Origin of the sequence: Fuerstiella marisgermanici (assembly GCF_001983935.1) — a bacterium.
GTDB lineage: Bacteria > Planctomycetota > Planctomycetia > Planctomycetales > Planctomycetaceae > Fuerstiella > Fuerstiella marisgermanici.
In genome coordinates this window covers 6,648,227-6,672,927 of the sequence record NZ_CP017641.1, presented here as the reverse complement: position 1 = coordinate 6,672,927, position 24,701 = coordinate 6,648,227, and the positions used below count along the sequence as shown (strand labels likewise).

The following is a 24,701-nucleotide window of genomic DNA, read 5'->3' as shown; positions in this document are numbered from 1 at the left end:
ATGTTGCCGCTCTCGACATCATCGCTCAGTCGCTGGCAACCGACGGATTCCGAACCATGGAATCTGCGGCGAGTCTGGCATCTGCATCGCCGGGCCGGTTTCGGTGCGACGTGGTCCGAACTGCAACGCGACCTGAGCGAAGATCGGATGCGGCAGTTGATCGCGTCGTTGCCGGATTGACGAGTGAGATCGAAGATTCCGAGTTCGAACAGATGTCGTCGGTTATCTGCGACGCCGCAGTCGGTTCCAGCAACATCAATCGACTCAAGGCGTGGTGGCTGTACCGGATGCTGAAAACGCCAAACCCGCTGCGCGAGCGGCTAACTCTGGCGTGGCACAATCACTTCGCAACCAGCAACATCAAAGTTCAGGACGTTGGCATGATGCGCCGGCAAAATGATTCCCTGCGAGAACACTCGGCCGGACGATTCGAATATCTGCTGAGATCAATGGCTCATGATCCAGCGGTGCTGGTGTGGCTGGATGCAGATGCCAACCGTAAGGAACACCCGAACGAAAATCTCGCCCGTGAAATCATGGAGCTGTTCACGCTCGGAGTCGGCAATTATTCGGAAGAGGACATCAAAGAGGCGGCTCGGGCGCTGACCGGCTGGACGGTCAAGCAGGGTGATTTCCTCAACGTTGCGAAACGACATGATGCCGGTGAGAAGACGATCTTCGGCCAGACCGGCAAGTGGAACGGCGACGACTTCGTGACACTGCTGCTCGAGCACTCGGCGACTCCGCGGCGCATTGCGTTCCGAGTCTGTGAACTATTGATGGGCGAGTCGACATGTGAGGATTCGCTGGTCGAAGAACTGGCCGTCGGACTGGTCGAACACGATCTCGACATCGGCTGGGCCATCGAAACGGTCCTTCGCAGCGAAGCCTTTTTCGCTGCGGGCAACATCCGTAACCGAGTTCTCAGTCCCGTCGAATTCATTGTCGGACTGATCCGCTGTCTCGAAATCAACAGTCCATTGCCCAGTACGCTATTGCTGGCGGAGACGACGGCGAATCTCGGTCAGGATCTGTTCAACCCTCCGAATGTGTTCGGCTGGCCCGGCGGTCGATCCTGGCTGACCAGTCGAGCCATCATAGGTCGAGCCAACTTCGCATCGGCACTGATCAACGGAGAGCTGCATTCGTCGCGCACGCCGTTCGATGCTGCGGTGCTGGCGGAACGACACAACGTTGGCGCTGAAAAGTTGTTACCCCAGGTATTGCTGGGTTCAGAACTGCCTACTGGAATGAAGCCATTGAAGAAAGAACCGAATCAGTTGGTGACAGCGGTCTTGTCGTCGCCGGAAGCATTCTTGGGATAGCCAATGTCGCCGTCATCGCTCCGCGTGACGATCGGCGCGGAAAGCGGTCACAAACGACATTCAGTGTCGTCCGGACGAAAGAGTTTCTAACTTCAGAAGACACACGATCCGGGCGACAAATGAGATGACTTGAACCGGCCTTGTGCGCTCCTCATCACGCGGAGCGATGATTGCTACTTTTGAAGGACCCTGGAAATGCCCCTCAATTCAACTCGCCGACACTTTCTGCGCCAGTCGTCCCTGATTGCGATGGCCCCGGCGATTCCCGCGTTTCTGCGCCCTGCCGCGCATGCTTCAGCGAAGAATAACGACGAACGCATTCTTGTCGTCGTGCAGCTCGACGGAGGCAACGACGGAATCAACACCGTCGTGCCGTTTGCCAATGATGGCTACCCGCAGCACCGCAAAGAGTTGCAACTGAAGACGAACCGGCTGGCCAAAGTGAATGACGAAGTGGCACTGCACCGCTCACTGCGGCCGCTGGCGGATCTGTTGGATGACGTGCAGTTCTCAATTGTTCAGGGGGTCGGCTATCCCAATCCGAACCGGTCGCACGATGTCAGCATGGCGATCTGGCAGACGGCTCGGTTCGATCGCGACGATCACAAGTCTTTTGGCTGGCTGGGGCGAGCAATGGACGAACATCGCGAAGCCAACGCGAGTGGCGCCGCGGATTCCGTTCTGCTTGGAACCGAAAGCCCTCCCGTGGCTTTGCGAGGCCGACGGTCCACTTCGGTTTCACTGGCCCACCTTGGCGACCTGAAATTGCGGGGCAAACTCACCCCGAAAACCCCCAACGTTGACCCGAACGACGACCTGTTGGCGTTCGCTCGCCGAGCATCCCTCGACGCGCGAGGCACCGCCGCGCTGATTGACGAAGTGGCTGGCTCCGCATCCCGCGACGGAGCGCCTTACCCAGACACTCAACTCGCGGGGCGACTCAGCTCGATCGCTCAACTCATCAAGTCCGGCTTCTCAACGCGAGTTTACTACGCCATTCAATCCGGCTACGACACGCACGCTGGTCAGCTACCGAGTCATTCACGCCTGCTGAACGAGCTCGGCGGCGCGTTGAAGGCGTTTCAGGACGACCTGAACTCTGCTGGCCTGTCGGACCGAATTCTGACACTGTGCTTCAGTGAGTTCGGTCGCCGAGCTGCCGAAAACGCATCACTCGGCACCGACCACGGCACGGCAGGTCCGGTCTTCGTGATGGGTTCGAAAGCTACCCCAACTTCCCCAACTCGAGTCACGAAGGCAGTGTTTTGTGGGGTGAGCGGCCAGAAGTTTCCACTACATTTGCTTTTGGATTATTTTTGAGGGCAGTTTGAGGCTCAGCTTTTCCAGAAGAATCTGCTGATGGTCGGAGGGCTTTGACACGCAGCGGGTGCGGATCTCCGGGCCGGTGCGAGTGGGCAGGACGACGTCCATCGAACGGATCTCCGACAGCTCCGCAAGCACACGGCGCGGTTCGTCGCCCAGCCCTGCTTTGCTGCACAACTGACCAAGCGTCTTCCACAGGACGTATGCCAGAAAACACACGAAGATGTGTGCCAGAACACGTTCCTCCTTCTGATGCCAGATCGGGCGGATCGAAAGATCGCTTTTGTGAATTCGGAACGCGGCTTCCGCTTCGGTCAGTTGGATGTATGCCTTCCAAAGTTCTTCGTCGGACCAGTCGCTGACATTGGTTCGCAGCAGATAGCATCCGGAACTCAGAGTCGCCCAGTCACGCGTAGCTTCGATCTTTGACCATTCGATGCGTGCGGCCCCGTCATCTGTCTTCGTGACTTTCACGTCGAAGAGCTTTGCCGCTCGAGTGTTCTTTCCGAGCAGCCGGCCGATCTCACGTTCGACCTTCATCGGGTCGCGTTTCTGTTTATCGCACCGCGCCGTCATGCGGATGAGCGACTCTTCGATCTTCTTTTCGAAGCGCTGTGTGATCGCTTCTTCCTTCATTGATCGATCGCGACTGCGACACAGGATGAATGTCTCCGGCGATGTGTTGCAGTCTTCCGATTCATCCGGATCGTCGCTGCCGGGCCACGGCACGACCTTGACTTCCAGGCCATCGCGAATGCTGGTCCAGTCTTCCTTCAGCAGCTCGTGTTCAAACTTCTTCAGCATCGATTTGGGAGTGCCGACGATGTAGCGTCGACCGCCTTCGCGCAGGAATTCGATGTTGTCTTCCGACACCATGCCGCGATCCATCACCCAGATGCGATCGCTTTTCCCGTAGCGTGCTTCCATCGTTTCGACGATGTGTTCCACGGTAGTAACGTCGGCCGTATTGCCGGCAAACACCTTGTATCCCAGCGGCATTCCGCATCGAGACACCACCAGCCCGATGCAGACCTGCTTGCAGTCGCTGCGGTTATCGCGCGAATAGCCACGCTGAGCCAGCGGATTGCGTTCGGCCTGACCTTCGAAGTAAGTGCTGGTGACGTCATACATCAGCAGGTCGTATTCGAGATCGAACAGATGGCCAAGGCGATTCTTCAGATGCGTTTCCAATGCGTCCTTGTGCGGCAGCAGCTGATCGAGTGTGCGGTACAGCCGATTATCGTTCACACGTTCTTCGCTCACGCCGAGCAGATCCCGCAGTGCCGTTTTCGGATACCATTGTTCGGCGGTGAAGAGTTCGCTGGCAGGTTCGAGCAGCCGCGCAATGATCAGAATCAGCGAACTCACATCCCAGCCGACCAGTTCACGACCTTCAGGGATCGCGTTGCTCAGGAACGTATCCAGTTGCAGCGTGCGAATCAGGTGCAGAGCCATCCACGGCCCGCCGAACTGTCGCAGGTTTTCCACACGAACTCCGGCGGCGTTGACTTCGACCCATCGCGGAGTCACGGCAGACGCATCATCATCGAACTCGAATCGCATCTGTCGACTGAGCGGTTGTGACTGATCAGCGGTGACACCGGGTGCAACCTCATCGCTACCGGCCAAAACTTCCGCCGCCTGATGGACGCCCAGTCGACCGGCTTCGTCAAGCTTCCCCAGCCACGCGACCACCCGCTGCCGCGGCCCACTGGCCGAGCGATACGATTCGACCAGCGCCCAGTAGGCGTGGCGACGACCGTTTTTGATTCGATGGCATTGGCGAATGAACATGATCGCAAATGCTACCGATCGATCTCTGACCGGCCAGATCAGAGGTCGTCACTACATCGTGTTTCAGATTTCAAACGCTGGACTTTCGGAAAATCGATAACAAAAACACGCCAAATAAATTCTCTGCAACCACATTTTGTGCCGCTGCTGGGGAAGTTGGGCTAACGCAGGACTGGTCGGAACACCTCCGGACATGACGGATCTCGAAGACGGAGACATCAAGATGCAGTTCGACTTCCGTCAAGTCTATTCGACCTTGCTGGAAGACTGGCTCCAGATTTCTCCGACGAAGGTTGTCGGTGGCGAATTCGAAAAACTGGCTTTGGTCTCATCACGTTAAGGCTACCTCCAGTATGCAATCTGCCGAAGCAAACTCAGCCTGACGAGACCACTACGTCGGCAGGTGCATGGCGTTGCCCAGAAACCGCATGAAGGGCATTGCGGCTTTGAAGGATTTCGCTGTGTCCTTTACGAAATCAGGATGTTCGATCTCTTTGGCGGCCAACTTTGCGACACCGATGAAGTCTTTGCGTTTCAGGTCGTCGATCATCTCGTGGTTGACGTCGTAACCGCGCGGCGGACGTTTTAAGGAATCTCCGGCGAGTTTGAATGTGGTACGAAACGCTTTGCCGTCGCGGACTTTCTTCCAGCGGGCCGGATCGTCGGCAATGCGTTCTCGAATGGCCGCCAACGACGTGGAATCCGGGTGCCAGATGCCGACACCCAAGAATACATCGCCCGGTTCAATGTGAATGTAGAAGCCCGGTGCGTGCACGTCTTTGCCTGCCATGTGGCGGAAGTGGATACCGACGTTGGTCTTGTACGGAGTCTTGTCCTTTGCAAACCGAGTGTCGCGGTAGATTCGCATTAGAGAACCGCCAACGCGTTTCGGCACGACGTCGAAACATTCCGTCAACTTCGCCATTGGCTTCTGCATCGCTTCGATAAACGCCAGCGACGGTTCCAGCACGTCGGACTCGTAGCGAGGTTTGTTTTCCGCGAACCAGTCACGGTTGTTGTTCTTCTGAAGTTGTTTCAGGAACTTCATCGTGGCGGCAGGAAAGCCGGTGAACGTGGTCTTCATTGATAGATTTCTTTTGTCCTGCGGCCACAGCCGATCTTTAGATCACGGCGACCTTCACGCTGTAAATCGGAGGCAGTGAATCGAAAACGCACTTCCATTCGTCGCCGCTTTCTCGACCGAGCCATAGCTGGCCCGTTGTTGTGCCGAAATACAGAGCGGGTGATTTCAGCGTATCGATCGTCATTGCGTCTCGCAGTACGGTGTAGTAGCTGTGACGTTTTGGCAGCCCTTTGGAAAGTCTTCGCCATGACTTTCCTCCGTTGCGGCTGCGCCACACAGCGGGCGTTCCACCGGGACACGTCCGAGTCATCGGTTCCAGCGGCATGACGTAAACCATGTCCGGGTCTTCCGGGTGAACAACAATCGGAAACCCGAAGTCAGAAGGCAAACCCTGAGCAATCGAATGCCACGTCTGACCATGGTCGTCACTTCGCAGCACACCGATATTCGGTCGGGATCCGCCCGGGCCGTGCCAGTCGGCCCAGCCGCCGTGGTTCTGCATGTACATGCGGCCGGGCACCTGAGGCGTTGCTGCAATTTTGTGGACGCACTGACCGAATTCCGGAAACGGGTCCGGAGCAAACCCGACTCCGACGCCATCGTTCGCCGCTTCAAACGATTCGCCCTGATCATCACTGACGTAGTGACCACCCGTCGAAATCCCAAGGTGCATTCGTCCATTTTCGCGAACGATGGTGTGCAGGCACAGACCACCGTTGCCTGGCTGCCATTCACTTGCGTGCCTGTGGTTACTGATGCCATTCACCATTTCCCACGAGTTGCCGTTATCGGTGCTGTGAAACAGCGCAGCCGGTTCGACTCCACACCACAACTCCTTCTTACTTTCGCCGGGCTCCAGAGACCAGATGTTTGCCAGGGCTCGCCCGTCCTGTTCGGCGAAGGTCGGTGCCGACTTTGTTTCTCGAAACTTCTTACCGACGTCGGTCGAACACAACAGCTTCATGCCGAAGAACGGGTTACAACTGGATGCGTACACGCGTGGTGTTTTGCCGCGAGCATCAATCATCGTCGTATAAACGCCGACGCCTTCGCCAAATGGGCCACGAAGTTCGAATCGCCCGCGTCCGCTGGACGATTCGGCCACGAACACACCCTTCTTCGTTCCAATCACCAACACCACTCGATCCGCCATCTTCAACCTCCCGAAACAGCCTGAAAAACGGAAACAACGACGCCGGGTTCCAGCTTCCTGTCAAAGTCGTCGCGGCGAAGAATTTTATTGTCGAGAAACAAATTGATGTGCTTCCGCATCCGCCCGGTTTCGTCACAGATGCAACCATACACAGCCGGATTGACTTGTTTGAGTTGCCTCAACAGTTCACCAACCGTGTCTCCGTCAAAGCTGATTTCCAACTCGTCGTTCGAATACTTTCGCAGGACAGCAGGGATCAGAAGCCGGGTTTTCATGACGACGACCAAAGTGAAGCGGACGACAACACTCAGATTGTTCCAGCAGTCCGGCAGACATGCAAACGATTGGCGTGAGTTGTCAATTGGCAGCTCACGGCGGAGTTAATCGCCAACAACCACCCGCCTCCGAATTCACGTCGGTGGCGGTGCGGTTGACAGGGCCTGCGTTTGCACGAAGTCGCATCACACAGGAGCACCCTGATTGCGGATCAGAGCGGCAAGTTCTTCCGTGCTGAGCTTCGCACTTGCTTCCGAACCGCTGAGCACGCCTTCCACGAGGTCGCGTTTTTCTTCGTGGAGGCTGAGGATCTGTTCTTCGATCGTGTCCCTGGCGATGATGCGGTAGACCATCACGCGGTTCGTCTGGCCGATCCGGTGAGCTCGGTCGGTGGCCTGGTCTTCAACGGCCGGATTCCACCACGGATCCATGTGAATCACGTAGTCGGCCGCCGTGAGGTTCAATCCCGTGCCGCCCGCCTTCAGCGAAATCAGAAACGCATCGCCCTCACCGTTTTGAAACGCTTCGACTCGCTGCTGCCGCGCCTTTGGTGTCGTTTGGCCGTCGAGATACTGATAGCTGATTCCGTGAGTGTCGCACGCTTCTTTGATGAGTGCCAGATGTGATGTGAACTGACTGAAGATGAGCGGCCGACTGCCTTCGGATTTCAGTTCTTCCAGCTGCTGCATCAGCATCTTCAGCTTGGACGAACCGGCGTCCCAGTTTTCGTCAACCAGCTTGACGTGACAGGACAGTTGACGCAGCCGAGTCAGCAGTTGCAGAACTTTAAAACGCTGGTCGCTGGCCAGATCACCGCCGACACCCAGGTCGTCGAGCTCTCCGATGGCGGCGAGTCTCACCTGATCGTAACGCTGGCGTTCCTGCGGCGTGAGTTCGATCATGAGGTTCGTTTCGGAACGTTCCGGCAGATCCTGAAGCACTTCCGACTTGGCTCGCCGAAGAATGAATGGCGAAATCACGCGGGACAATGCCTGGCGACGTTCGTTGTCGTTGTCCTTTTCAATCGGAGCCGCAAACTTTTTGCGGAACTGTTCCCACGGACCAAGAATTCCCGGCGAGACGGCTCGGAAGATACTCCACAGTTCGCCCAGATGGTTTTCCATCGGCGTGCCAGTGAGCGCCACTTTCCAGTCGGCTTTGAGCTTGCGAATTTCTTTTGCCGTTTTGGCGTTGCTGTTCTTGATGTTCTGAGCTTCATCAAGGACCAGTGTGCCCCAGTTGACGGTTTGCAGCAGTTCGGTTTCACGCAAAGCCAGGCCGTAGCTGCAGATGATGACGTCGCCTTCGCTGACGGATTCAATCAGTTCTGTGCGGTTTGCATCTCGCAGCAGACGCGGCGTCAGCGACGGTGCGAAGCGTCGACATTCCTGTTCCCAGTTGAAGCCCAGCGATGTCGGAGCAATGACCAGAGCCGGTCCGCTTTCGATGCGTTGCAGCAGAACTGCCAGGGCCTGCACGGTTTTACCGAGTCCCATGTCGTCGGCCAGAATTCCTCCGACGCCCCATTCGGCAAGACGACACATCCAGCGAAAACCGGCCAGTTGATAGTCGCGCAGATCGCAGTCGAGGGAAGCCGGTGGATCGGGGTTGATCGTTTCGATCGACCGCACCTTCTTCATGCACTTCTGCCACGCCTTGTCGGCTTCAATGTTCAGCGCCTGTTCTTCGATCGCTGACATCGCCATCGCGGCGGACGAATCCATCTGCAGTTTGCCGCGACTGTTGTTGGTGACATCGGCCAGTCGTTGCAGCGTGGCTTTCAGTTCGTCAGCGATGGCCGCCCACTTACCAGGTTCGACTTCGACAAAACCGGACAGCATCGAAGGGGCTCGCAGACCGTGCAGCAAATCCTGCAGTGGAATTTCCTGATCGCCGATTTTGCACGTGCCATTCACCCCGAACCAGTCTCGCTGTTTGGAAACCCTCACACTCACGTTGGCGGTGGTGAGACTGCCAATGATGTTGAACTGTTGAGCGGACGCTTTGTGCCAGATGACGGTAAGGCACTTGTCGTTGACGAGTTCGCTGGACGCCGACAGCAGGCTGACCACGTCTTCCGGATCGTCGATCTGCCAGGTCCATTCACGAGTCGGCTGGAAGGAGTAAAGGTTGAGTTGCTTTGCGATCTGAGCCGCCTGGTCTCGTTCGGCCTGAGCGTCTCGGACTAATTGGACGGGGTTGCCGTCGTGCTTGTCGTGGCGGCGGATGAGGCCTTCACCGGGCAGCATCAGCGTCTTCTGTGAATTTCGTACACAAACGGTGGCGTCCAGAGTCCCCGTCTTCTTCATCTGCAGAAGCAGGCAGAGGTCGGTGACTTCGGGGATCTCTTCACCACCGAGTGATTCCGGCAATGAAACCGGGAACGAACTCTGCAGAACCGTCAACTCTGCCAGCAACTCGTCACGCTGATCTTCGGTGAAGATAATTTGATTGGTCCGCAAATGCCGAAGCAGCCCAATGGCCTCGTTTGACGCCGGAAACCATGCCACTCGACCAGCCGACTCGCCATCGACAAGGATGCCACCCTGCGTCTGAATCGTCCGAATTTCATCAGAACCGCCCCATTGCTTTTCGAGTTCCGTGGGAGACGTTGTTAGTTTCCAGCCTTCTTCGGCATCAGAAACGACAACTTCAAACGATCGAATTTCGAGGTGCGCAGGTTTACGGTTGAGCTGAAAACTTTCGGTTCCGGCGAGCAACGGAAGCGCGTCTTCAAGCTTCAGTTGAAAGTTGGGATACCATGACGTCCGCTCAATCTTAGCATCGATGGCTCGATCCGTTGCAGACCATAGATCTTTCGACATGTCGCAAAACGTCTGCAGACCGACTTCGCGCCCCTTGGTCCAGCCACCAGTCTTTTTTTCCTGCTGCTTGACAGGCTTCAACTCAACGTCCACACGATCGTAGTCGTTGCTGATTGACAGATTCCAGACAACTCGTTCCGCCTTCACTGCAGGAAGTTCGTCCAGACTCACCGTTTCGGCCGGGCTTGTGCGCGTGAGTTGCTGCAGCATTTTAAGTGTCTGGTTCTGCAACTGCTGTTGCTCGTCCTGGGCATGGTCTTCGCCAAGGATCGCGGTCAACAGTTCCGATCCGGGCTGTTTCAACTGCCGGATGATTTCAATCATCAACTGAGCGCTGTGAACGCAATGCTGCTTGTGACACGAGCATACGGAGTGGAACGTGCGCTCGTCGTGATCAAATTCGAATTCCACACGCCGTTTGTTGCCGGCGTTGACAATCACCCATGCGTCAATGAACGCCTCGGGGTCGATGTCCTCAAACTTGATTGTCGACGTAGTGAGAGCCGCTTTTTGCCGGAGTGCGGGCTTGTGGCAACTGTAGCATGCAGTGGCTGCGGAAAGCAATTCTTCCACAAGTTCCGCAGGCGTGAGATTATTGCGGGCATCGTCCCACAGGTTAACGACCGAGTCATCTGCATCGTCACCGAATGCAGCCGCCAGAAACGGGTTGATGTCCCCGTTCCGCTGAAGCAGTGCTTTTATCGCGGCCACGGAAGACTTGTCGAGGCCCGGGTTACGTTTCGATGCCATGATTGACGATTCCTTTCGTTGCAGAAGACTTTCGTTCGCCTGTTTTTCGATCTCTACCCGAGGCCGCGTTAGTTTACGTGATGGTGACAACTTCTATCACAAGTTTAACAAGACATCCGATTGCAAGCACTCGCTCACCAAAGCAGTGCACCAATTATTTGAAACGCTCCTGGCTCGCGGGACCAGCCCTTCTGCTAATAAAAAACACTGCCCCGCGGCCACAAGGCTGCGAAAGGCGCTGAAATTCCTGCAGCAGGAAGACGCAAAATTTCGGTTGTATGCGACTCGACCTTCCCGCAGCCAGTCAAATTGGCCGAATCCCTCAGGACCGGACGTTCTACAGCAGGCGCAGATTCCTATTCCTTCCGGGACGACGCAGGAACGAACTGTCATCCACGGCCAGCAGCAACTGACGACGCTGCAACTGCTGTTCGATGCGCTGCATAATAAACCTGCGACGATTTTTGGGTTCGAACTTCTTTGGTGTTTGTCCCATTTTCGTCCTGCGGCGAAACCCTGTACAATCCGAAGTCGCCGCCAACGGCCGTCTTTCCGGGCGGCAATTTGGGTTGTCCGTTTCTACAAGTAACACACGATTATTTTTTGCGCTGATTCCAATGCCACACAAATTTCACACGATCCTGTTCGCAATCCTGACTGTCACCTCGTCCTGGCTGGTGGAAGCTGCCGATTGGCCGCAGTATCGTGGCGACCTGGGTGATGGTGTTTCCAGCGAATCGATTAACCAAACAGACTGGAAAGCGAAGCCGCCAAAGGTGCTGTGGAAAACTCCGACGCCAATGGGGTTCAGTTCATTTGCCGTTACTGACGGACGCGCCTTTACGCTGGTTGCCCGCGACGTCGCCGGGGCTGAAAAACGTGAAGTCTGCGTCGCGCTGAATGCCGACACGGGCGAAGAATTGTGGGCCGTTCCATTCCGCGAAAGCGAATACGGCCACGATGGCGGTAACGCCGGAACGCGAGACAACAAGGGCGGCGACGGACCTCGTTCGACACCGACCGTCGATGGGAATTTGGTGTATGTCTACGACTCACACCTGGTTCTGTCGTGCCTGAACGCCGGAACAGGCGACGTCATTTGGAAGCATGATATCATGGCGGAATACGATGGTCGCCAGATCAAGTGGCTGAACGCAACGTCACCTGTAGTGGTGGGCGACACCGTTTGTGTCGGCGGAGGCGGAGCCGGTCAGACTTTCCTTGCATTCAACAAAGGCAACGGTGAATTGGCCTGGAAGAGCGGCGACGACACGATCACTCACGCGACGCCGCGACTGGCGAACATCGCAGGAACTGAGCAGCTGATCTTTTTCATGAAGTCTGGACTTGTTTCCCTGTCGCCGACAGACGGCAGCGAACTGTGGCGAACAGACTTTCCATTCAGCGTGTCGACGGCCGCGTCGCCTGTTGTCGCCGGAAATCGCGTATTCTGTTCAGCGGGCTACAGCGTGGGTTCTCAGGTTGTTGAAATTTCAGAAGATCAGCAGGCAGAGAAACTATGGTTCAAGCAGAACAAGCTGATGAATCACTGGAGCACGCCAGTGGCGTTGGACGGGCATCTGTACGGTATTTTCGAATTCAAAAAATACGGCCACGCCCCGCTGCAATGTGTCGAAATTGAGACCGGTGAAATCAAATGGTCGACGCGCGGCTTCGGACCCGGCAACTGCATTCTGGTCGGCGACAAACTGGTCGTGCTGTCGGATGCCGGAGAAGTCGTGCTGGTATCCGCCAGGCCGGATGAGTACGAAGAACTCGGCCGAATCAAAGCCGTCGATGGCAAATGCTGGTCGACACCAGCCTTCAGCAACGGCCGAATTTACGTCCGTAGTACTGAGGAAGCGGCGTGCCTTGTCGTTGACTGATTCGTTGGTTTAGCCGTTGCCCGCGTAATCGACGTGATGCCGCACGTCGCGGGCCACTTCGAAACCGACGCTGGTGCCCAGCAGGCCAGGCGGGCGTTCGCCGTTCAATGCAACATTGGTCTGCATCATCCATGCGCGCGCCTTGTCCGGATCTTCGAGCACTTCAGTCGCCCGATCCATAGCTCGCACCAGCCTGATAAGTTGCTCTGACTGCCCCGGCATGAATGGTTCAGGTGAACCATCTTTTCGCCGGGCCAGAGTTCGATCGGGAATTTCGATCTGCAACTGCACGCAAGCGGCTATAGCAGTTTCCCTTTTGCTGTGGACTGTACGCGCTCGTGGGAGACGACCTCCATCATCCATAAACCGAACTTCCTGTTCCGCGGCCACAAGTCAGCGAGATTCGCTGTAGGCTGACTTGCCGTTTGAGCTGATTTGCAGGTGGAAGCATGACTCGGCATACACGCATCTGGTTGACGCTAAGCATTGTCGGCACGGTTCTCACCGCTGTCTTCTTCAGCATGGGATCATACCCGGCACTGACGGAGGCAATGGCGCCTGGCAAGCCGTTCGATGAAAAACCAGCTCGCACATTTGACGAAGCAAAGCACCGCTTTCAGGCACTCAGTGACGAAGCCAGGCACCACTACCGATCGCATCTGGCGTGGGACGTGCCGTTCTTTCTATCAATGGGACTCGCAAGTGCTTCGTTACTGTTATTCGCATGGGGCCCCGGCAGAGCGGCTAAAAAGCATGCCCTTATCCTCAACTTCACAGCCATGTTCGTCATCTGCGACGCCGCAGAGAACTTCTTACTTGCGACATGGTTTTCAAACAACGGGCCAAGTCAGATCAGCTCTCAGATCCTGGCCATAATCACTCCCGTCAAGTTTGCCTCGCTGTTACTCACGCTGCCCGTTTTGTTGGTGGGCATCGGCTTCAGAATTCGCCGACGACGAACTGGCAGCAACGGACAGCAACCCGCGGAGGTTTAGCCTCGCCCCAATCTGCGGGCACCAATTTTCCCGTTCATTCAGCGTTGAATCGTGCCGCTTTAACCTATTGGGGGGATCCCGCGATTAGCCAAAGAGGCAACGCAACTGTGATCGGCACGCGGGAGCCTGCCCTACTTCACTTCACTTTTGGGTCGTCACCGACAGTGATGATTCGAGCTACCCTGGCAAGCTTCCGGCAGTTGCCCTTTGAAAACGTGAGTTCGCCGGTTGGTCGGACTTCACAATGCCCAGGGTCGATTTCGGTCGGACTAACGATGACATTGAAGCCGAGTGCATTCACTGCAGCAACAGGGATTTCGCAAACCATCCAGCCGGATGGATCTTTTCCTTGGATTTTAAGCTGGGCGAGTAAAGCTGAGGGCGGGGTAACCGCTTTGCGGCTACAGGAAAGGCCCGCTTCCCCGGATCGTGTCGCCATCATTCCGCTCGTTGGTCGGAGCACGCCTGCAGCATCGGGCTTTACAGTCTTTGGATCACCATCCGGTGGGATCCGACGGATGATAAGTTCGGATTCAGGAACGAGTTGCTCGCCGAACACTCATCCCTCCTGACTCCAACGCGTCAGAAGTTCTGCCAACTGGCCAAAGTCTCGTGTGCGAAAAGACTGATGGAGGTCGCTGGCATCATTGAAGTGGTTAATAGACATCGTTCCCGTTGGCTCCACTTCAACTTCGACTTCTCGTTTTGCTTCCAACTCCCATGATAGGGTCGCCAAGCCATCTGGAGTGAGGCCGACATCAGGCTGTCGTACACTTACCACTTCGGCCAGTAACTTGACCAAAGCTCTCGCGGCATCAATCGAATGTTGATCGGCAGGCTTGCCGCCATAGCTATTCCAATCGAGTGGCAACTTCAGGAACTCGGACAGGCTGCGTTCAGCGTTTGATAGCCAATCCGCTGGTTGGTGAGAACGAAACGCAATCAGAAATACTTCTCCTGACTGCAGTGTGGAAGAATTAGGCTGCGGAGCGAAAGCTGCCGAGCTTTGTGAGTGACTCATAGCGTTACCTCCTGTTGCCAATCCGATTCACGAGCTTCGACGTCCGACAATGCTACGAACGCGTCAGTGACCCAGTCATGTGCCAATTGCAACGGCCCGGTGAAATCTTCGCCACGTGTTACATTAATCCGAGCGATAAGTCGCTGTAGGACATGATCGGCCTGCGTGTCAACCTCAGTATACAGTCTTCCGCTCAAGTCATGAAACGAGAACATTCGGCGAAGTGAGGTCTGCTCGGGGGCAGGCAAAAACGTGTCGTTGGGTGTCTCAGACAAGCCAAAGACTCGATTCAGGCATCCTGAGGGAGTTTCCTTGGCATGACATTCAATTCGGTTGACGTACGTAACCTCGACGAGGTTCGGCGTCACTTCACCCAGTTGCCGGTCTGAACAAAACTGCTTGAATTGCTCAACAAACGAAACGAAACGGTCTGCATAGTCATCGAACCGTGGGTATGGTTTTCCCGAATCACTTCGCCGCCAATTGTATCCGATTCGATCAGGTTGCAGCTGGAGTAGTCGTTGTGGGTCAACAGCATCGCAATACATGACCCGATTGGGCTGAACCGGCTGCTCTCGAAGAACGATCCGGCTCGCTCGAAACGGGAAGTACTCGTGGACTTCCTGCAACCTTGCCGCATCCTTCGCAACAGGAAACTCTTTTCGAACAATCTCGTGAAACTCGCCAAAATGAACCGCAGAAAAACCCGGCAGTTCATCGAATTGAACTGACAGTGCAGTTTCGTAGACCGGTGGATTCTTGAAGGAGTGTTGTGATGAGGTGAAGCGAGTCATTGTCAGATACTACGTTTCCAACGGATCAAATGTGAAACGAATTTGCCATAACCTCGACTTAAGCTACTCAATCACAACCAGCAAATCGCCAGTCTCAACCTGGCTGCCGGATTTCACGTGGACTTCTGCCACTTTGCCGTCTTTTTCCGCGTTGATCATGGTTTCCATTTTCATGGCTTCCAGTGTCATCAACTTCTGCCCCTTCTTGACGTTGTCGCCCGCTTGGACAGCGACGGCGACGACCATGCCGGGCATGGTTGAACCGACATGGTTTCTGTTTGCCGGGTCTGCTTTGGCAGCTTTGACGATGTCCGTTTCCAGACTGTGATCGACAACCGTCACTTCGCGAGGCTGGCCGTTTAGTTCGAAGAAAACGGTGCGTGTGCCGTCGGCGTGAGGCGTGCCGATAGTGAGGAAGCGGATGATCAGCGTCTTGCCTTCCTCAATGTCGATCGCGATTTCTTCGCCCGGTTCCAGACCGTAGAAGAAGTTAGGCGTGGGCAGGATGCCGACGTCGCCGAACTGTGCCTGATGAGCCGCGAAATCTTCAAACACGCGTTCGTACAGCAACCAGCTGACGACTTCGCGTTCCAGCGGTTCGCGGTGCAGGATCTCTTTCACCTTGGCTCGAGCAGCATCGAAGTCGGCGGGCGGTAGAGTTTCACCGGGGCGGCCCTTGAATTCATCTTTGCCAAGGAGCACTCGCTTTTTGACGGCCTCGGGAAAGCCACCTGGTGGCTGGCCCATGCCACCGCTGATCAGATCGATCACGCTGGCTGGAAACGCGACGTCTCGATCAGGATTCAAAACGTCCTCGTTGCTCATTTCGTTGGCCACCATAAACAGTGCCATATCGCCGACGGCTTTGCTGGTCGGAGTGACCTTTACGATGTCGCCGAACAACTGATTCACGCCGGCGTACACTCGACAGACTTCTGCCCATCGGTCGGCCAGCCCGAGAGCTCGCGCCTGTTGAAACAGGTTGGTGTACTGACCGCCCGGCATTTCGTGGTGATACAGGTCAGCCGTTGCGGGCAGCACCTGACTTTCGAACGGTGTGTAGAACTCGCGTGTCGCTCGCCAGTATTCGGCGACTTCGTCCAGAGCATCAGAATTCAGTTCGGTATCACGATCACCGTGACGCAGCATTTCGACGACGGTGTTGAGGTTTGGCTGCGATGTGCCGCCAGACATTGGTGCCATGGCGGCGTCGGCGATATCCAGGCCAACTTTGCTGCCTTCCAAAATCGACGCGGCCTGAATGCCAGCCGTGTCGTGAGTGTGAAAGTGGACCGGGATCCCGACTTCTTCTCGCAAAGTCTTCACCAATGCGGACGCGGCGGCTGGTTTGCACAGTCCGGCCATGTCTTTGATGGCCAGAATGTGAGCACCCATTTTTTCCAGTTCTTTGGCCAGGCCGACATAGTAATTCATGTCGTACTTCGTGCGGTGTGGGTTGGTGAGGTCGCCGCTGTAACAGATGCTGGCTTCGCACAACATGCCCGATTCAATCACGGACTCCATGGCCACCTTCATGTTAGGCACGAAGTTCAACGCATCGAAGACTCGGAACAGATCCATGCCGCAATCGGCAGCTTCCTTCACGCACGCGGCAACCACGTTGTCGGCATAGTTGGTGTAGCCCAAAGCGCTGGAAGCTCGCAGCAGCATCTGAGTCAGAATGTTCGGAATGCGTTCTCGCATATCGGCGAGTCGTTGCCATGGGCATTCCTTCAGGAACCGCATCGACGAATCGAAGGTTGCTCCGCCCCACATCTCAAGGCTAAACAGCCCGCTGCAGTTGCGAGCATACGCGTCGCTGATCTGCAGCAGGTCGTAGGTTCTGACACGAGTCGCCAGCAACGACTGATGAGCGTCGCGAAAGGTGGTGTCCGTGATGAACAGTCGATCCTGCTCACGAACCCACTTCGCAAATTTCTCAGCCCCCAGTTCTTTAAACTTGTCTCGCGAACCCTTGGGAATCGGGTTGTGATGATCGACGGCGGGCGTTGGTGCGGGTTCGCGTCGCAGCGACACCGGACGGTCCTTCACCAGTTCGTTTCCGTTCACCATCGTTTCCGACAGGTACGTCAGCACCTTAATCGCTCGGTTCTTGCGGGCCGCAAACTTGAACAGTTCGGGCGTTTCGTCAATAAAGCGAGTCGTGCAATCGCCGCCCGAGAACGTGGGGTGATCCAACGTCTTCAGCAGGAAGGGGATGTTCGTCTTAACGCCTCGAATTCGGAACTCGCGCAACGCTCGTTCCATGATGCTGATCGCGCCGACGAAGGTACGGTTCGACGTCGTCACTTTTGTCAGCAGGGAATCGTAGAACGGGTTCACAACCGCCCCCGAAAACGCGCTGCCAGCGTCCAGCCGCACGCCCATGCCGCTGGCCGAACGGTAATGAGCCACCCGGCCGTAGTCGGGCATGAAGTTGTTCGCCGGGTCTTCGGTGGTCACGCGGCACTGCAACGCGAAGCCGTTGACGTGAACGGAATCCTGCGACGGAATGTCGATGTCCGGATCCGACAGCTTCAACCCCTGAGCCACCAGAATCTGTGACTTAACGACATCGATCCCAGTGACTTCTTCCGTAACGGTGTGCTCGACCTGAATTCGTGGATTCACTTCGATGAAGTAGAATTTCTGTTCATCAGCGTCGACCAAAAATTCGACCGTGCCCGCGCAGCTGTAGTTGGCTTCTTTACCGATCTTAATCGCAGCGTCCAGAATGTCCTGCCGCAGAGTTGCATCCAGCCCCGGTGCCGGCGCGATTTCGATCACCTTCTGGTGACGCCGCTGAACCGAACAGTCGCGTTCGAACAGATGCACAAGGTTGCCGTGTTCGTCGCCGAGTAACTGCACTTCGATGTGCTTGGCTCGCGCAATGAACTTTTCAATGAAGACGTCGGCCGAACCGAACGCCGTTTTGGCTTCGTTGCGAGCACTCTCAAATTGCTGAGGAAACTCGTCCGCTGTTTTGACGACACGCATCCCGCGCCCGCCGCCGCCGTGAGACGCTTTAATCATGACGGGAAAGCCGACTTTCTCAGCCGCCGCCTGCGCTTCCTTCAGATCGTCGACGGCTCCTTCAGTCCCGCCCAGAATCGGCACCTGAGCTTTGATCGCAATCGCGCGAGCCGACGTCTTATCGCCCAGGCCTTCCAGAGCCTCGACAGACGGCCCCACAAACTTCACCCCGGCCGCCACACAGGCTTTGGCAAATTCTGATCGTTCAGAAAGAAAGCCGTAGCCGGGATGGATTGCGTCGGCACCGACGTCAACGGCAAGCTGTACAATGGCGTCGATGTCCAAATAGGCTCGAATCGGTTCGCCCTGTTTGCCGATCTTGTAGGCCTCGTCCGCCTTAAAGCGATGCAACGCATAGCGGTCTTCGTGCGAATAAATCGCTACGGTGCGAATGCCCAGCTCTGTGGCACTGCGGAAGACTCGAATGGCAATTTCAGATCGGTTGGCAACAAGCAGCTTGTTGATTTTGGTCATGGCAGGTCTTGAAGAACGGTTGGAGTGTAGCGTTATCGCTTCCGCGCACCGTGCGCGCGACTATTCGGAGCGACCAACGGAAGCGTTTCCGAGCGGTAGCTCGAATCGGTTGCGGGGCCTCCCCGCGTTGAGGTTTCTGAAGAGCGGGCAGAATACCGCATTCCGCAGCGTCGTTCTATCGCGAAGATTCCGGCCTGCAAAATTGCCAAGATTGTCCCTTTTCCCGTCGGAAATAGTGCAACTTAGGGGCTAAGCACTGAATACACTCGTGCACCTCCCCCAGCGCAGCGTCGGGGGAGGTCGGACGAGCGAAGCGATGTCCGGGAGGTGGCCGAGCATGCCTGCGCGCTGCAGGCGTGCAGCTCTTGGTTTCGTAGACGCCCTCCCCCGAGGGTGCTCCGCTCGATCAACCCCTCCCACAATAAAATGCGGGAGAGGTTGTTGTGGGACGCGACATCCAGGGCCAGCGCGAACTTCACTTCCCCGCTGCCTTTGCCAGCTGATCGAGCTCTTCCAGCTTTAGCCGAACGCTCAGAATGTACGGCATCTGCCCGGCCGACCAGTGACCGTAGGTCGTGGTGACGATCGTTCCGTCCGGCAGCACTTCGACGCCCGGGTACGCACAGTCGGCCCCCTTTTTGTTGTCCTTCAGCCGCACGACGTACTGCCCTTCTTTGCCATCCACCAAATCCTGATAGGTGCCCACCCACGCGACCCAGTCACCTTCGTGCTCGGGCTTGTCCAGCCCCTTTGGCTGAAGGCTGCGGAACGAGATGAACAGTCGTCCGTCGGGAAGATACTTCCCCGTGTGTCGATCGCCATTCAATGACGCGGGCATGTCGCGGTGTTTGGTCCAAGTCTTTCCTTCATCGTTGCTAAAGATGATCTGGGAATCATTACGACGACTGTTTTCTCGCAGCAGCACCGCCAGTTGTTTGCCGTCCGGCGACCGCACGATGCCAGGTTCGCAGATGTGGTGAGTTGACGACTTGTCGATGGTCTCAGGAAAACTCCACGTCAGCCCGCCGTCTGTGGAACGAGTTTTGTACAACGTAAATACCGCTGGTGACGTCTTCATCCCCTTTTCCGTGAAGAAGCGGCCATCGTCGTGGAAAAACGCCATGTAGTGGCCGGGGCCGGTCTTCAGATCGGTCACGCAGCCCATCGTAACGATACCGCCCCAATCGCCGACCGGTTTCAATTCGGACCACGTCGCGCCGTCATCTTCCGTCACCGCCATGCGACACGGGTACAGGCCGGAAAACATGATGATACGTTTGGTGCCGTCCGGCCCGATCACGCGATGCAGCGTCGGCACCTCCTTTGAGGTCGCCCAGCTTTCCGGCGTGGGCAGACGGTCACTCCACGTTAATCCGCCGTCGGCCGAACGCTTGTAAACAATGCCCCCGCGACCGTGCCCCTTCGGATACACGCACAGCATCGTCTGGCCGTCTTCCAACAGCACGGTCGTCGGATGCCCCAGATACTGACCGTGCTCATGATCAATCACAACCTGCCGGTAGGCCTGGTCATTCAGATCGATGTAGGGAATAGAATACGGCCGGTCGGCAGCGATCGCCGAACAGCACAAAGCGAACAAGGCCGGGACGTAGCGAACAGAAGTAAGCATGCAAAAATCCTGCGACGCGGTGGATTGGGAAGAAGGCTTCACCAGTTTCTACTCAAATTCACCGCTCGAAGCAAAGCCCCGTAGTTCCGTAGCCGGTAGGCCGGGCCAAGCGCAGCTCTGTTCCGGCACGCACACCTTGCAGTCCACCGCGCACCAGTGCCGGAGCGGCGTCGCGGTGCTCCTTGATCCGGCCTACTCAGGTTCGCCCCAGTCAAAATCTTCTGTGTCCTTTTGAGCCGCACCACCCCAATCGATGTTGTAGTGTCCCAATGCGACAAACCGGTGAAAGGAAGACCATCTCCAGTCGCGAACTCGGTCAACGAGGCGGTGCTTTCGCGGATTCCAATGGATATAGTCGGCACACCGCTCGAGATCCATTTCGTCTCGCACGCTGTGCTCCCAGAATCTCGTTTGCCAGATTCCCCGCTCGCCACGCTTGCGTTGAAAAGCCGTCACAGGTGCCTCCGAATGTCCCGCCTTGAGCCACTGCTCGCTAAATTCAGCTTTGATCTGTTTCATTCGGAGCGAATACCGATCATCTCTCGGCGGCAACTGCATTACCAAGTGCCAGTGATCCGGCAGCAGGACAGTCGCGATGAGCGAAAACGGATGCCGTGCCTGCACTGAACGAATCGCGTTTCTCAGAAACCGTCGCCCGTCGTCAGTGATCAAAATAGGTCGCCGAGCGTACGTAACAACGGTGAAAAAGAACGTCCCACCCGGAACGAGCCATCTCCTATAGTCAGCCATTTTGCCTCCCCAAAATAGATGGCAGCATTATACCCGCAAACCCCGTAGGCCGGACCAAGCGCAGCGCCGTTCCGGCACGCCCACCTTGCAGTCTACCGACCAGCAGCGCCGGAGCGGCATCGCGATGCTCCTTGATCCGGCCTACGGTGACTGCCCGCAACTACACATGCTGCCCCGCCAGCCAGCCGGTGCTGAAGGCTGCCTGGAAGTTGAAGCCGCCGATGGGGCCGTCGAGGTCGAGGACTTCTCCGGCGAGGTACAGGCCTGGCTGCCGTTTGCTTTGCATGTCACGGCTATCTACTTCGTTGAGTCGAACACCGCCTGCTGTGACCTCCGCCTTGCCGTAGCCCAACGTACCGTGGATCGGAAAGTCAGTGCGTTTGACGGCATCCACTAAACGCTGCGTGTGCTGTTTCGAAAGTTCAGCCAGTCGCTGCGTCGGTTCAATGCTCGCCTGTTCGAGCAACGCTTCCGCCAACCGTCGAGGAAAGAACGACAGCAACAGGGAACTCGCAGCCTGACGACCGCCGGACTGTGACTGCTGGCGAAACTGAGCGGTCAGGTCTTCCAATGAAGTCGACGGCAGAAAGTCGCAGCGCAGAACGATGTTGGTTAATTCAGAAGGTTCGCCAGCGGCCGCGCGGCTGATGATGCGGCTGAGATTCATCACCGTCGGGCCGGAAAAGCCGAAGTGAGTGAACAACAAGGGGCCTCGGCCGTTGTCCAGCGGCTTCCGTTTACTTTTGCTGCCTTCCACGGCCACCGGCATGATCGAGAGCCCCACGTCTTCAATCGTGATGCCCTTCAATCCATGCACCCAGTCAAGATGACACACCACCGGCGCCAGCGCGGGAATGGTGGGAGCGATCGAATGACCAAACTGTTCGGCCCATGCATAGCCGTCACCGGTCGTGCCGCAGCCGGGGTAGGATCGGCCTCCCGTGGTGATCAACAGTTTTGAAGCGACGAATGAATGAGTCTCGGTTTGCACCCGGAACAAGCTCGTTGAATGCTCCGTTGTACCCGGCTGACCGTTCGATGAAGAAACGGCGGGGATAGCGTTTGCTGCAACGACCGGCTGTTCCGTCAGAATGGTGGCCCCAGCTTCCGTGGCCAGTCTCACCAAAGCGTCTCGCACGTCGATGGCTTTGTTTGAAACCGGGAAGATCTTGCCCGTCGATTCCACTTTGGTTGCGACGCCCTGCCCTTCAATCTTCTCAATCACTTCAGCGGGCGACAGAGCAGCCAAAGGCGACCGCAGAAACTTTCCCTGACGCCCAAAGGCGTTCGCGATACCTTTGGCATCACAGTTGTGAGTGATGTTACAGCGAGTTCCGCCGGACATCAGAATTTTTACACCCAGCTTGCGATTCTTCTCTAGCAACAGCACCCGCTTGCCTCGCGACGCAGCGCTGCCAGCGGCCATCAAGCCCGCCGCACCGGCACCGATGATGATCACGTCGTGAATCTGATCATCCTGAATCCTGCCCGCAGTGCTCACGAATCGAGGGCCTCAGCAATGAAGTCTGGCGGCACTGTCGACCGTGGCACTTTGGTGTCAAACCAACTGCGCACGTCGTCTTCCAGGCACACGCCATGCATGAAGTTGTACAACGCCTTGTTCAAAGCGACACCAAGTGAGTCGTGGTCGACGCCGGTGGGATCGGTGAAGTCGACGTCGTTCTTTGCGAAGGAAACCGGAGGCAGTGGCACCAGCTTCACGCCATATTCGTCGGGATTCTTCCCGACCGGCGAATGCACGGTGCATGTGAATCGATGAAAGAAACCAGACTGAATACAGTCTTCTTCAAACAATTGACGCACGTATTCCAATGCGTCGACCGTGTCCTGCACGGTTTGCGTCGGGAACCCGTACATCAGATACGCATGCACCAGGACGCCCGCGTCACTGAACGCCTTGGTGACTCGGGCAACCTGAGCGACCGAGACGCCTTTCTTCATCAGTTTCAGCAGTCTGTCCGACGCGACTTCCAACCCACCAGAAATCGCAATGCACCCGCTTTCGGAAAGCAGGTCACAAAGGTCGGGCGTGAAGGACTTTTCGAATCGAATATTTCCCCACCACGAAATCGGCACGTTGCGCCGCAACAATTCTTCCGCCATCGCCTTCAGAGCCTTCGGCGGCGCGGCTTCGTCGACGAAATGAAACCCTGTCTGTCCGGTCTCCTGCACAATCGCTTCGATGCGATCCACCAAAGTGGAAGCGGCAACGTCGTCGTAACGGCCGATGTAGTCGAGCGTAACGTCGCAAAAGCTGCACTTCTTCCAATAGCAGCCGTGAGCGATCGTTAGCTTATTCCAACGACCGTCTGACCAAAGCCGATGCATGGGATTCAGCATATCCAGCGTCGACAGATACTGATCGATCGGCAGGCCGTCCCACGTCGGCGTCCCGACCTCCGCGAAGGGGATATCCGGCTCAACATGATTGACGTACAGCACTGTGCCTGAAGCATCAACCGTTGATTCGGTGCGCAGAAATGTCCGCACGAGTTTGTCGCGCGACCGTTTGCCGCTCAGATATTCAAACAGCGCCAACAGGGGACGTTCGCCGTCGTCCAGCGTGACATAGTCAAAGTAGTCGAACACGCGCGGGTCTGATAGCTCACGCAATTCGGTGTTCACAAATCCACCGCCCAGAAGAACGGCTACTTTCGGGTAAGCCGACTTAATGCACTGGCCGATACGAAAAGCGGCGTACACGCTTCCGGGAAACGGTACCGACACAAGAACCATGTCAGGTCGATGACGTTCGATCGCCGCCAACGTCAGTTCCTTTAGCGTTGTGTCTACCAACGTCATCGGCGCGGCGAGCGCGTCCGCCAGCGGATCAAACGTCGGCTGGCTGGCGGCCAGCGATTCGGCATACCGGACGAATTCGAACTGAGGATCAATCGCAGCCTTCACAACGTCGGCGAGGTCACTCAGGTAGAGCGTTGCCAGATGGCGAGCTCGGTCCTGAATCCCCAGCGCTCCGAACGCCCAGCCCAGCGGGTCATCGCTGTCGTCGTCATCGCCGGCAATGTGTTGCTCCACCGAATCGAAGCGAGGTCCTTCCGGCAGAAAGGTTCGACTATTGATCCGATGGGCAAGTGTCGAATCGCGTCCCTGCAGAAACGCGATTACGCAATCGATTGTGGCCACATATTGTTCGGATTCGTTGCAGAAGTGGTCTACGCTTTCGGACTGGTCGTCGCTGGAGTCAGCTTCAATCTGCTGAAGCATCAGCCGTAGTCCGTCGGACGAAAACAATTTCAACACCAGCGCCAACGCAAGGTCTTCCTGCACCGCATCAAATCCGCGCGACCGCAGGAACCCCGTGAGGTAAGCGGTCGACGGATAGGGCGTGTTTAACTGCGTCATCGGCGGGATGACGGATAGTATTCGCGGTTGCTGCGGGAAGTCTGAAGGCACGAAGGTTGGGCAAATGCACGAGGGATAGGAAACACGAATCGATGCTGCGGCAGTGTGGCGTTTGAATGCGACCGGTGCTACTCCGCCTCCCGACGCACCGGCAGAAGCCCCGCTTTTTCGCAAAGCCGGACTTCTCCGCCGCTGTGTTCTCAC

At 56.6% G+C, this 24,701-nt stretch carries 20 protein-coding genes; 6 read left to right on the top strand and 14 right to left on the bottom strand.

The window, feature by feature from the left end:
• The 3 genes from Fuma_RS36010 to Fuma_RS25060 all read left to right on the top strand — a co-directional run bounded on the left by Fuma_RS36010 (nucleotide 1) and on the right by Fuma_RS25060 (nucleotide 2,645).
• Nucleotides 1–180, top strand: a complete 180-nt coding sequence (locus Fuma_RS36010; protein ID WP_218922295.1) for a hypothetical protein — start codon at nucleotides 1–3, stop codon at nucleotides 178–180.
• Nucleotides 181–212: 32 nt separating this feature from the next.
• Nucleotides 213–1,325 (top strand): DUF1800 domain-containing protein, encoded by a 1,113-nt coding sequence (locus Fuma_RS25065; protein WP_218922294.1) that lies wholly within the window; start codon nucleotides 213–215, stop codon nucleotides 1,323–1,325.
• A gap of 195 nt (nucleotides 1,326–1,520) precedes the next feature.
• The gene (locus Fuma_RS25060) at nucleotides 1,521–2,645 is read left to right on the top strand and encodes a DUF1501 domain-containing protein (RefSeq protein ID WP_083732307.1); all 1,125 of its coding nucleotides are present in this window, start codon (nucleotides 1,521–1,523) and stop codon (nucleotides 2,643–2,645) included.
• Here the strand turns inward: Fuma_RS25060 and Fuma_RS25055 are convergent.
• Nucleotides 2,619–4,442, bottom strand: coding sequence for an IS1634 family transposase (locus tag Fuma_RS25055; RefSeq protein ID WP_077026532.1), 1,824 nt, complete (start codon nucleotides 4,440–4,442; stop codon nucleotides 2,619–2,621). The two genes, Fuma_RS25060 and Fuma_RS25055, sit on opposite strands and share 27 nt — an antisense overlap.
• 193 nt (nucleotides 4,443–4,635) lie before the next feature.
• Between Fuma_RS25055 and Fuma_RS35440 the strand changes: the two genes are divergently transcribed.
• On the top strand, nucleotides 4,636–4,782 hold the full coding sequence (locus Fuma_RS35440; protein ID WP_158521121.1) for a hypothetical protein: 147 nt from the start codon (nucleotides 4,636–4,638) through the stop codon (nucleotides 4,780–4,782).
• 51 nt (nucleotides 4,783–4,833) lie between these two features.
• Here Fuma_RS35440 and Fuma_RS25050 read toward each other — a convergent pair whose 3' ends face one another.
• The 5 genes from Fuma_RS25050 to Fuma_RS35435 form a co-directional block, all read right to left on the bottom strand.
• The gene (locus Fuma_RS25050; protein ID WP_077026531.1) at nucleotides 4,834–5,526 is read right to left on the bottom strand and encodes a DUF2461 domain-containing protein; all 693 of its coding nucleotides are present in this window, start codon (nucleotides 5,524–5,526) and stop codon (nucleotides 4,834–4,836) included.
• Between the two features lie 37 nt (nucleotides 5,527–5,563).
• Nucleotides 5,564–6,679 (bottom strand): WD40/YVTN/BNR-like repeat-containing protein, encoded by a 1,116-nt coding sequence (locus Fuma_RS25045; protein ID WP_077026530.1) that lies wholly within the window; start codon nucleotides 6,677–6,679, stop codon nucleotides 5,564–5,566.
• Nucleotides 6,680–6,681: 2 nt separating this feature from the next.
• Entirely contained in the window at nucleotides 6,682–6,954 is a 273-nt protein-coding gene (locus Fuma_RS25040) for a MoaD/ThiS family protein (RefSeq protein ID WP_145944368.1), read from the bottom strand.
• Between the two features lie 186 nt (nucleotides 6,955–7,140).
• Nucleotides 7,141–10,530: a DEAD/DEAH box helicase gene (locus Fuma_RS25035; protein WP_077026528.1), complete on the bottom strand. Its 3,390-nt coding sequence runs from the start codon at nucleotides 10,528–10,530 to the stop codon at nucleotides 7,141–7,143.
• A gap of 337 nt (nucleotides 10,531–10,867) precedes the next feature.
• Complete coding sequence (locus Fuma_RS35435; protein WP_158521120.1) at nucleotides 10,868–11,026, bottom strand: hypothetical protein; 159 nt, start codon at nucleotides 11,024–11,026, stop codon at nucleotides 10,868–10,870.
• 121 nt (nucleotides 11,027–11,147) lie between these two features.
• On the opposite strand from Fuma_RS35435, the gene Fuma_RS25025 reads away from it, so the two are divergent.
• Complete coding sequence (locus tag Fuma_RS25025) at nucleotides 11,148–12,416, top strand: PQQ-binding-like beta-propeller repeat protein (RefSeq protein ID WP_077026526.1); 1,269 nt, start codon at nucleotides 11,148–11,150, stop codon at nucleotides 12,414–12,416.
• A gap of 9 nt (nucleotides 12,417–12,425) precedes the next feature.
• Here Fuma_RS25025 and Fuma_RS25020 read toward each other — a convergent pair whose 3' ends face one another.
• Nucleotides 12,426–12,707 carry an antitoxin Xre/MbcA/ParS toxin-binding domain-containing protein gene (locus Fuma_RS25020; RefSeq protein ID WP_077026525.1) on the bottom strand — a complete coding sequence of 94 codons (282 nt, stop codon included), beginning with the start codon at nucleotides 12,705–12,707 and terminating at the stop codon, nucleotides 12,426–12,428.
• Nucleotides 12,708–12,865: 158 nt separating this feature from the next.
• Between Fuma_RS25020 and Fuma_RS25015 the strand changes: the two genes are divergently transcribed.
• Nucleotides 12,866–13,411 carry a hypothetical protein gene (locus Fuma_RS25015; RefSeq protein ID WP_077026524.1) on the top strand — a complete coding sequence of 182 codons (546 nt, stop codon included), beginning with the start codon at nucleotides 12,866–12,868 and terminating at the stop codon, nucleotides 13,409–13,411.
• A gap of 559 nt (nucleotides 13,412–13,970) precedes the next feature.
• Here the strand turns inward: Fuma_RS25015 and Fuma_RS25005 are convergent.
• The 7 genes from Fuma_RS25005 to Fuma_RS24975 form a co-directional block, all read right to left on the bottom strand.
• Complete coding sequence (locus tag Fuma_RS25005; RefSeq protein WP_077026522.1) at nucleotides 13,971–14,432, bottom strand: hypothetical protein; 462 nt, start codon at nucleotides 14,430–14,432, stop codon at nucleotides 13,971–13,973.
• Nucleotides 14,429–15,226, bottom strand: a complete 798-nt coding sequence (locus Fuma_RS25000) for a TIGR04255 family protein (RefSeq protein ID WP_077026521.1) — start codon at nucleotides 15,224–15,226, stop codon at nucleotides 14,429–14,431. The genes Fuma_RS25005 and Fuma_RS25000 overlap by 4 nt, the downstream gene beginning before the upstream one ends.
• 63 nt (nucleotides 15,227–15,289) lie before the next feature.
• Complete coding sequence (locus Fuma_RS24995; protein WP_077026520.1) at nucleotides 15,290–18,733, bottom strand: pyruvate carboxylase; 3,444 nt, start codon at nucleotides 18,731–18,733, stop codon at nucleotides 15,290–15,292.
• Nucleotides 18,734–19,208: 475 nt separating this feature from the next.
• The gene (locus Fuma_RS24990) at nucleotides 19,209–20,363 is read right to left on the bottom strand and encodes a sialidase family protein (protein WP_083732305.1); all 1,155 of its coding nucleotides are present in this window, start codon (nucleotides 20,361–20,363) and stop codon (nucleotides 19,209–19,211) included.
• A 192-nt stretch (nucleotides 20,364–20,555) separates the two neighbouring features.
• Nucleotides 20,556–21,113: an REP-associated tyrosine transposase gene (locus Fuma_RS24985; protein ID WP_077026519.1), complete on the bottom strand. Its 558-nt coding sequence runs from the start codon at nucleotides 21,111–21,113 to the stop codon at nucleotides 20,556–20,558.
• A gap of 160 nt (nucleotides 21,114–21,273) precedes the next feature.
• Nucleotides 21,274–22,614 (bottom strand): BaiN/RdsA family NAD(P)/FAD-dependent oxidoreductase, encoded by a 1,341-nt coding sequence (locus Fuma_RS24980; RefSeq protein ID WP_218922292.1) that lies wholly within the window; start codon nucleotides 22,612–22,614, stop codon nucleotides 21,274–21,276.
• Nucleotides 22,611–24,497 carry a B12-binding domain-containing radical SAM protein gene (locus Fuma_RS24975; RefSeq protein ID WP_077026518.1) on the bottom strand — a complete coding sequence of 629 codons (1,887 nt, stop codon included), beginning with the start codon at nucleotides 24,495–24,497 and terminating at the stop codon, nucleotides 22,611–22,613. The genes Fuma_RS24980 and Fuma_RS24975 overlap by 4 nt, the downstream gene beginning before the upstream one ends.
• Nucleotides 24,498–24,701: the final 204 nt, after the last annotated feature.

Coding starts and splice junctions, on each gene's coding strand:
- Fuma_RS36010 (WP_218922295.1), top strand. CDS start 1: ATGTTGCCGCTCTCGACATCATCGCTCAGTCGCTGGCAACCGACGGAT.
- Fuma_RS25065 (WP_218922294.1), top strand. CDS start 213: ATGTCGTCGGTTATCTGCGACGCCGCAGTCGGTTCCAGCAACATCAAT.
- Fuma_RS25060 (WP_083732307.1), top strand. CDS start 1,521: ATGCCCCTCAATTCAACTCGCCGACACTTTCTGCGCCAGTCGTCCCTG.
- Fuma_RS25055 (WP_077026532.1), bottom strand. CDS start 4,442: ATGTTCATTCGCCAATGCCATCGAATCAAAAACGGTCGTCGCCACGCC.
- Fuma_RS35440 (WP_158521121.1), top strand. CDS start 4,636: ATGACGGATCTCGAAGACGGAGACATCAAGATGCAGTTCGACTTCCGT.
- Fuma_RS25050 (WP_077026531.1), bottom strand. CDS start 5,526: ATGAAGACCACGTTCACCGGCTTTCCTGCCGCCACGATGAAGTTCCTG.
- Fuma_RS25045 (WP_077026530.1), bottom strand. CDS start 6,679: ATGGCGGATCGAGTGGTGTTGGTGATTGGAACGAAGAAGGGTGTGTTC.
- Fuma_RS25040 (WP_145944368.1), bottom strand. CDS start 6,954: ATGAAAACCCGGCTTCTGATCCCTGCTGTCCTGCGAAAGTATTCGAAC.
- Fuma_RS25035 (WP_077026528.1), bottom strand. CDS start 10,530: ATGGCATCGAAACGTAACCCGGGCCTCGACAAGTCTTCCGTGGCCGCG.
- Fuma_RS35435 (WP_158521120.1), bottom strand. CDS start 11,026: ATGGGACAAACACCAAAGAAGTTCGAACCCAAAAATCGTCGCAGGTTT.
- Fuma_RS25025 (WP_077026526.1), top strand. CDS start 11,148: ATGCCACACAAATTTCACACGATCCTGTTCGCAATCCTGACTGTCACC.
- Fuma_RS25015 (WP_077026524.1), top strand. CDS start 12,866: ATGACTCGGCATACACGCATCTGGTTGACGCTAAGCATTGTCGGCACG.
- Fuma_RS25005 (WP_077026522.1), bottom strand. CDS start 14,432: ATGAGTCACTCACAAAGCTCGGCAGCTTTCGCTCCGCAGCCTAATTCT.
- Fuma_RS25000 (WP_077026521.1), bottom strand. CDS start 15,226: ATGACTCGCTTCACCTCATCACAACACTCCTTCAAGAATCCACCGGTC.
- Fuma_RS24995 (WP_077026520.1), bottom strand. CDS start 18,733: ATGACCAAAATCAACAAGCTGCTTGTTGCCAACCGATCTGAAATTGCC.
- Fuma_RS24990 (WP_083732305.1), bottom strand. CDS start 20,363: ATGCTTACTTCTGTTCGCTACGTCCCGGCCTTGTTCGCTTTGTGCTGT.
- Fuma_RS24985 (WP_077026519.1), bottom strand. CDS start 21,113: ATGGCTGACTATAGGAGATGGCTCGTTCCGGGTGGGACGTTCTTTTTC.
- Fuma_RS24975 (WP_077026518.1), bottom strand. CDS start 24,497: ATGACGCAGTTAAACACGCCCTATCCGTCGACCGCTTACCTCACGGGG.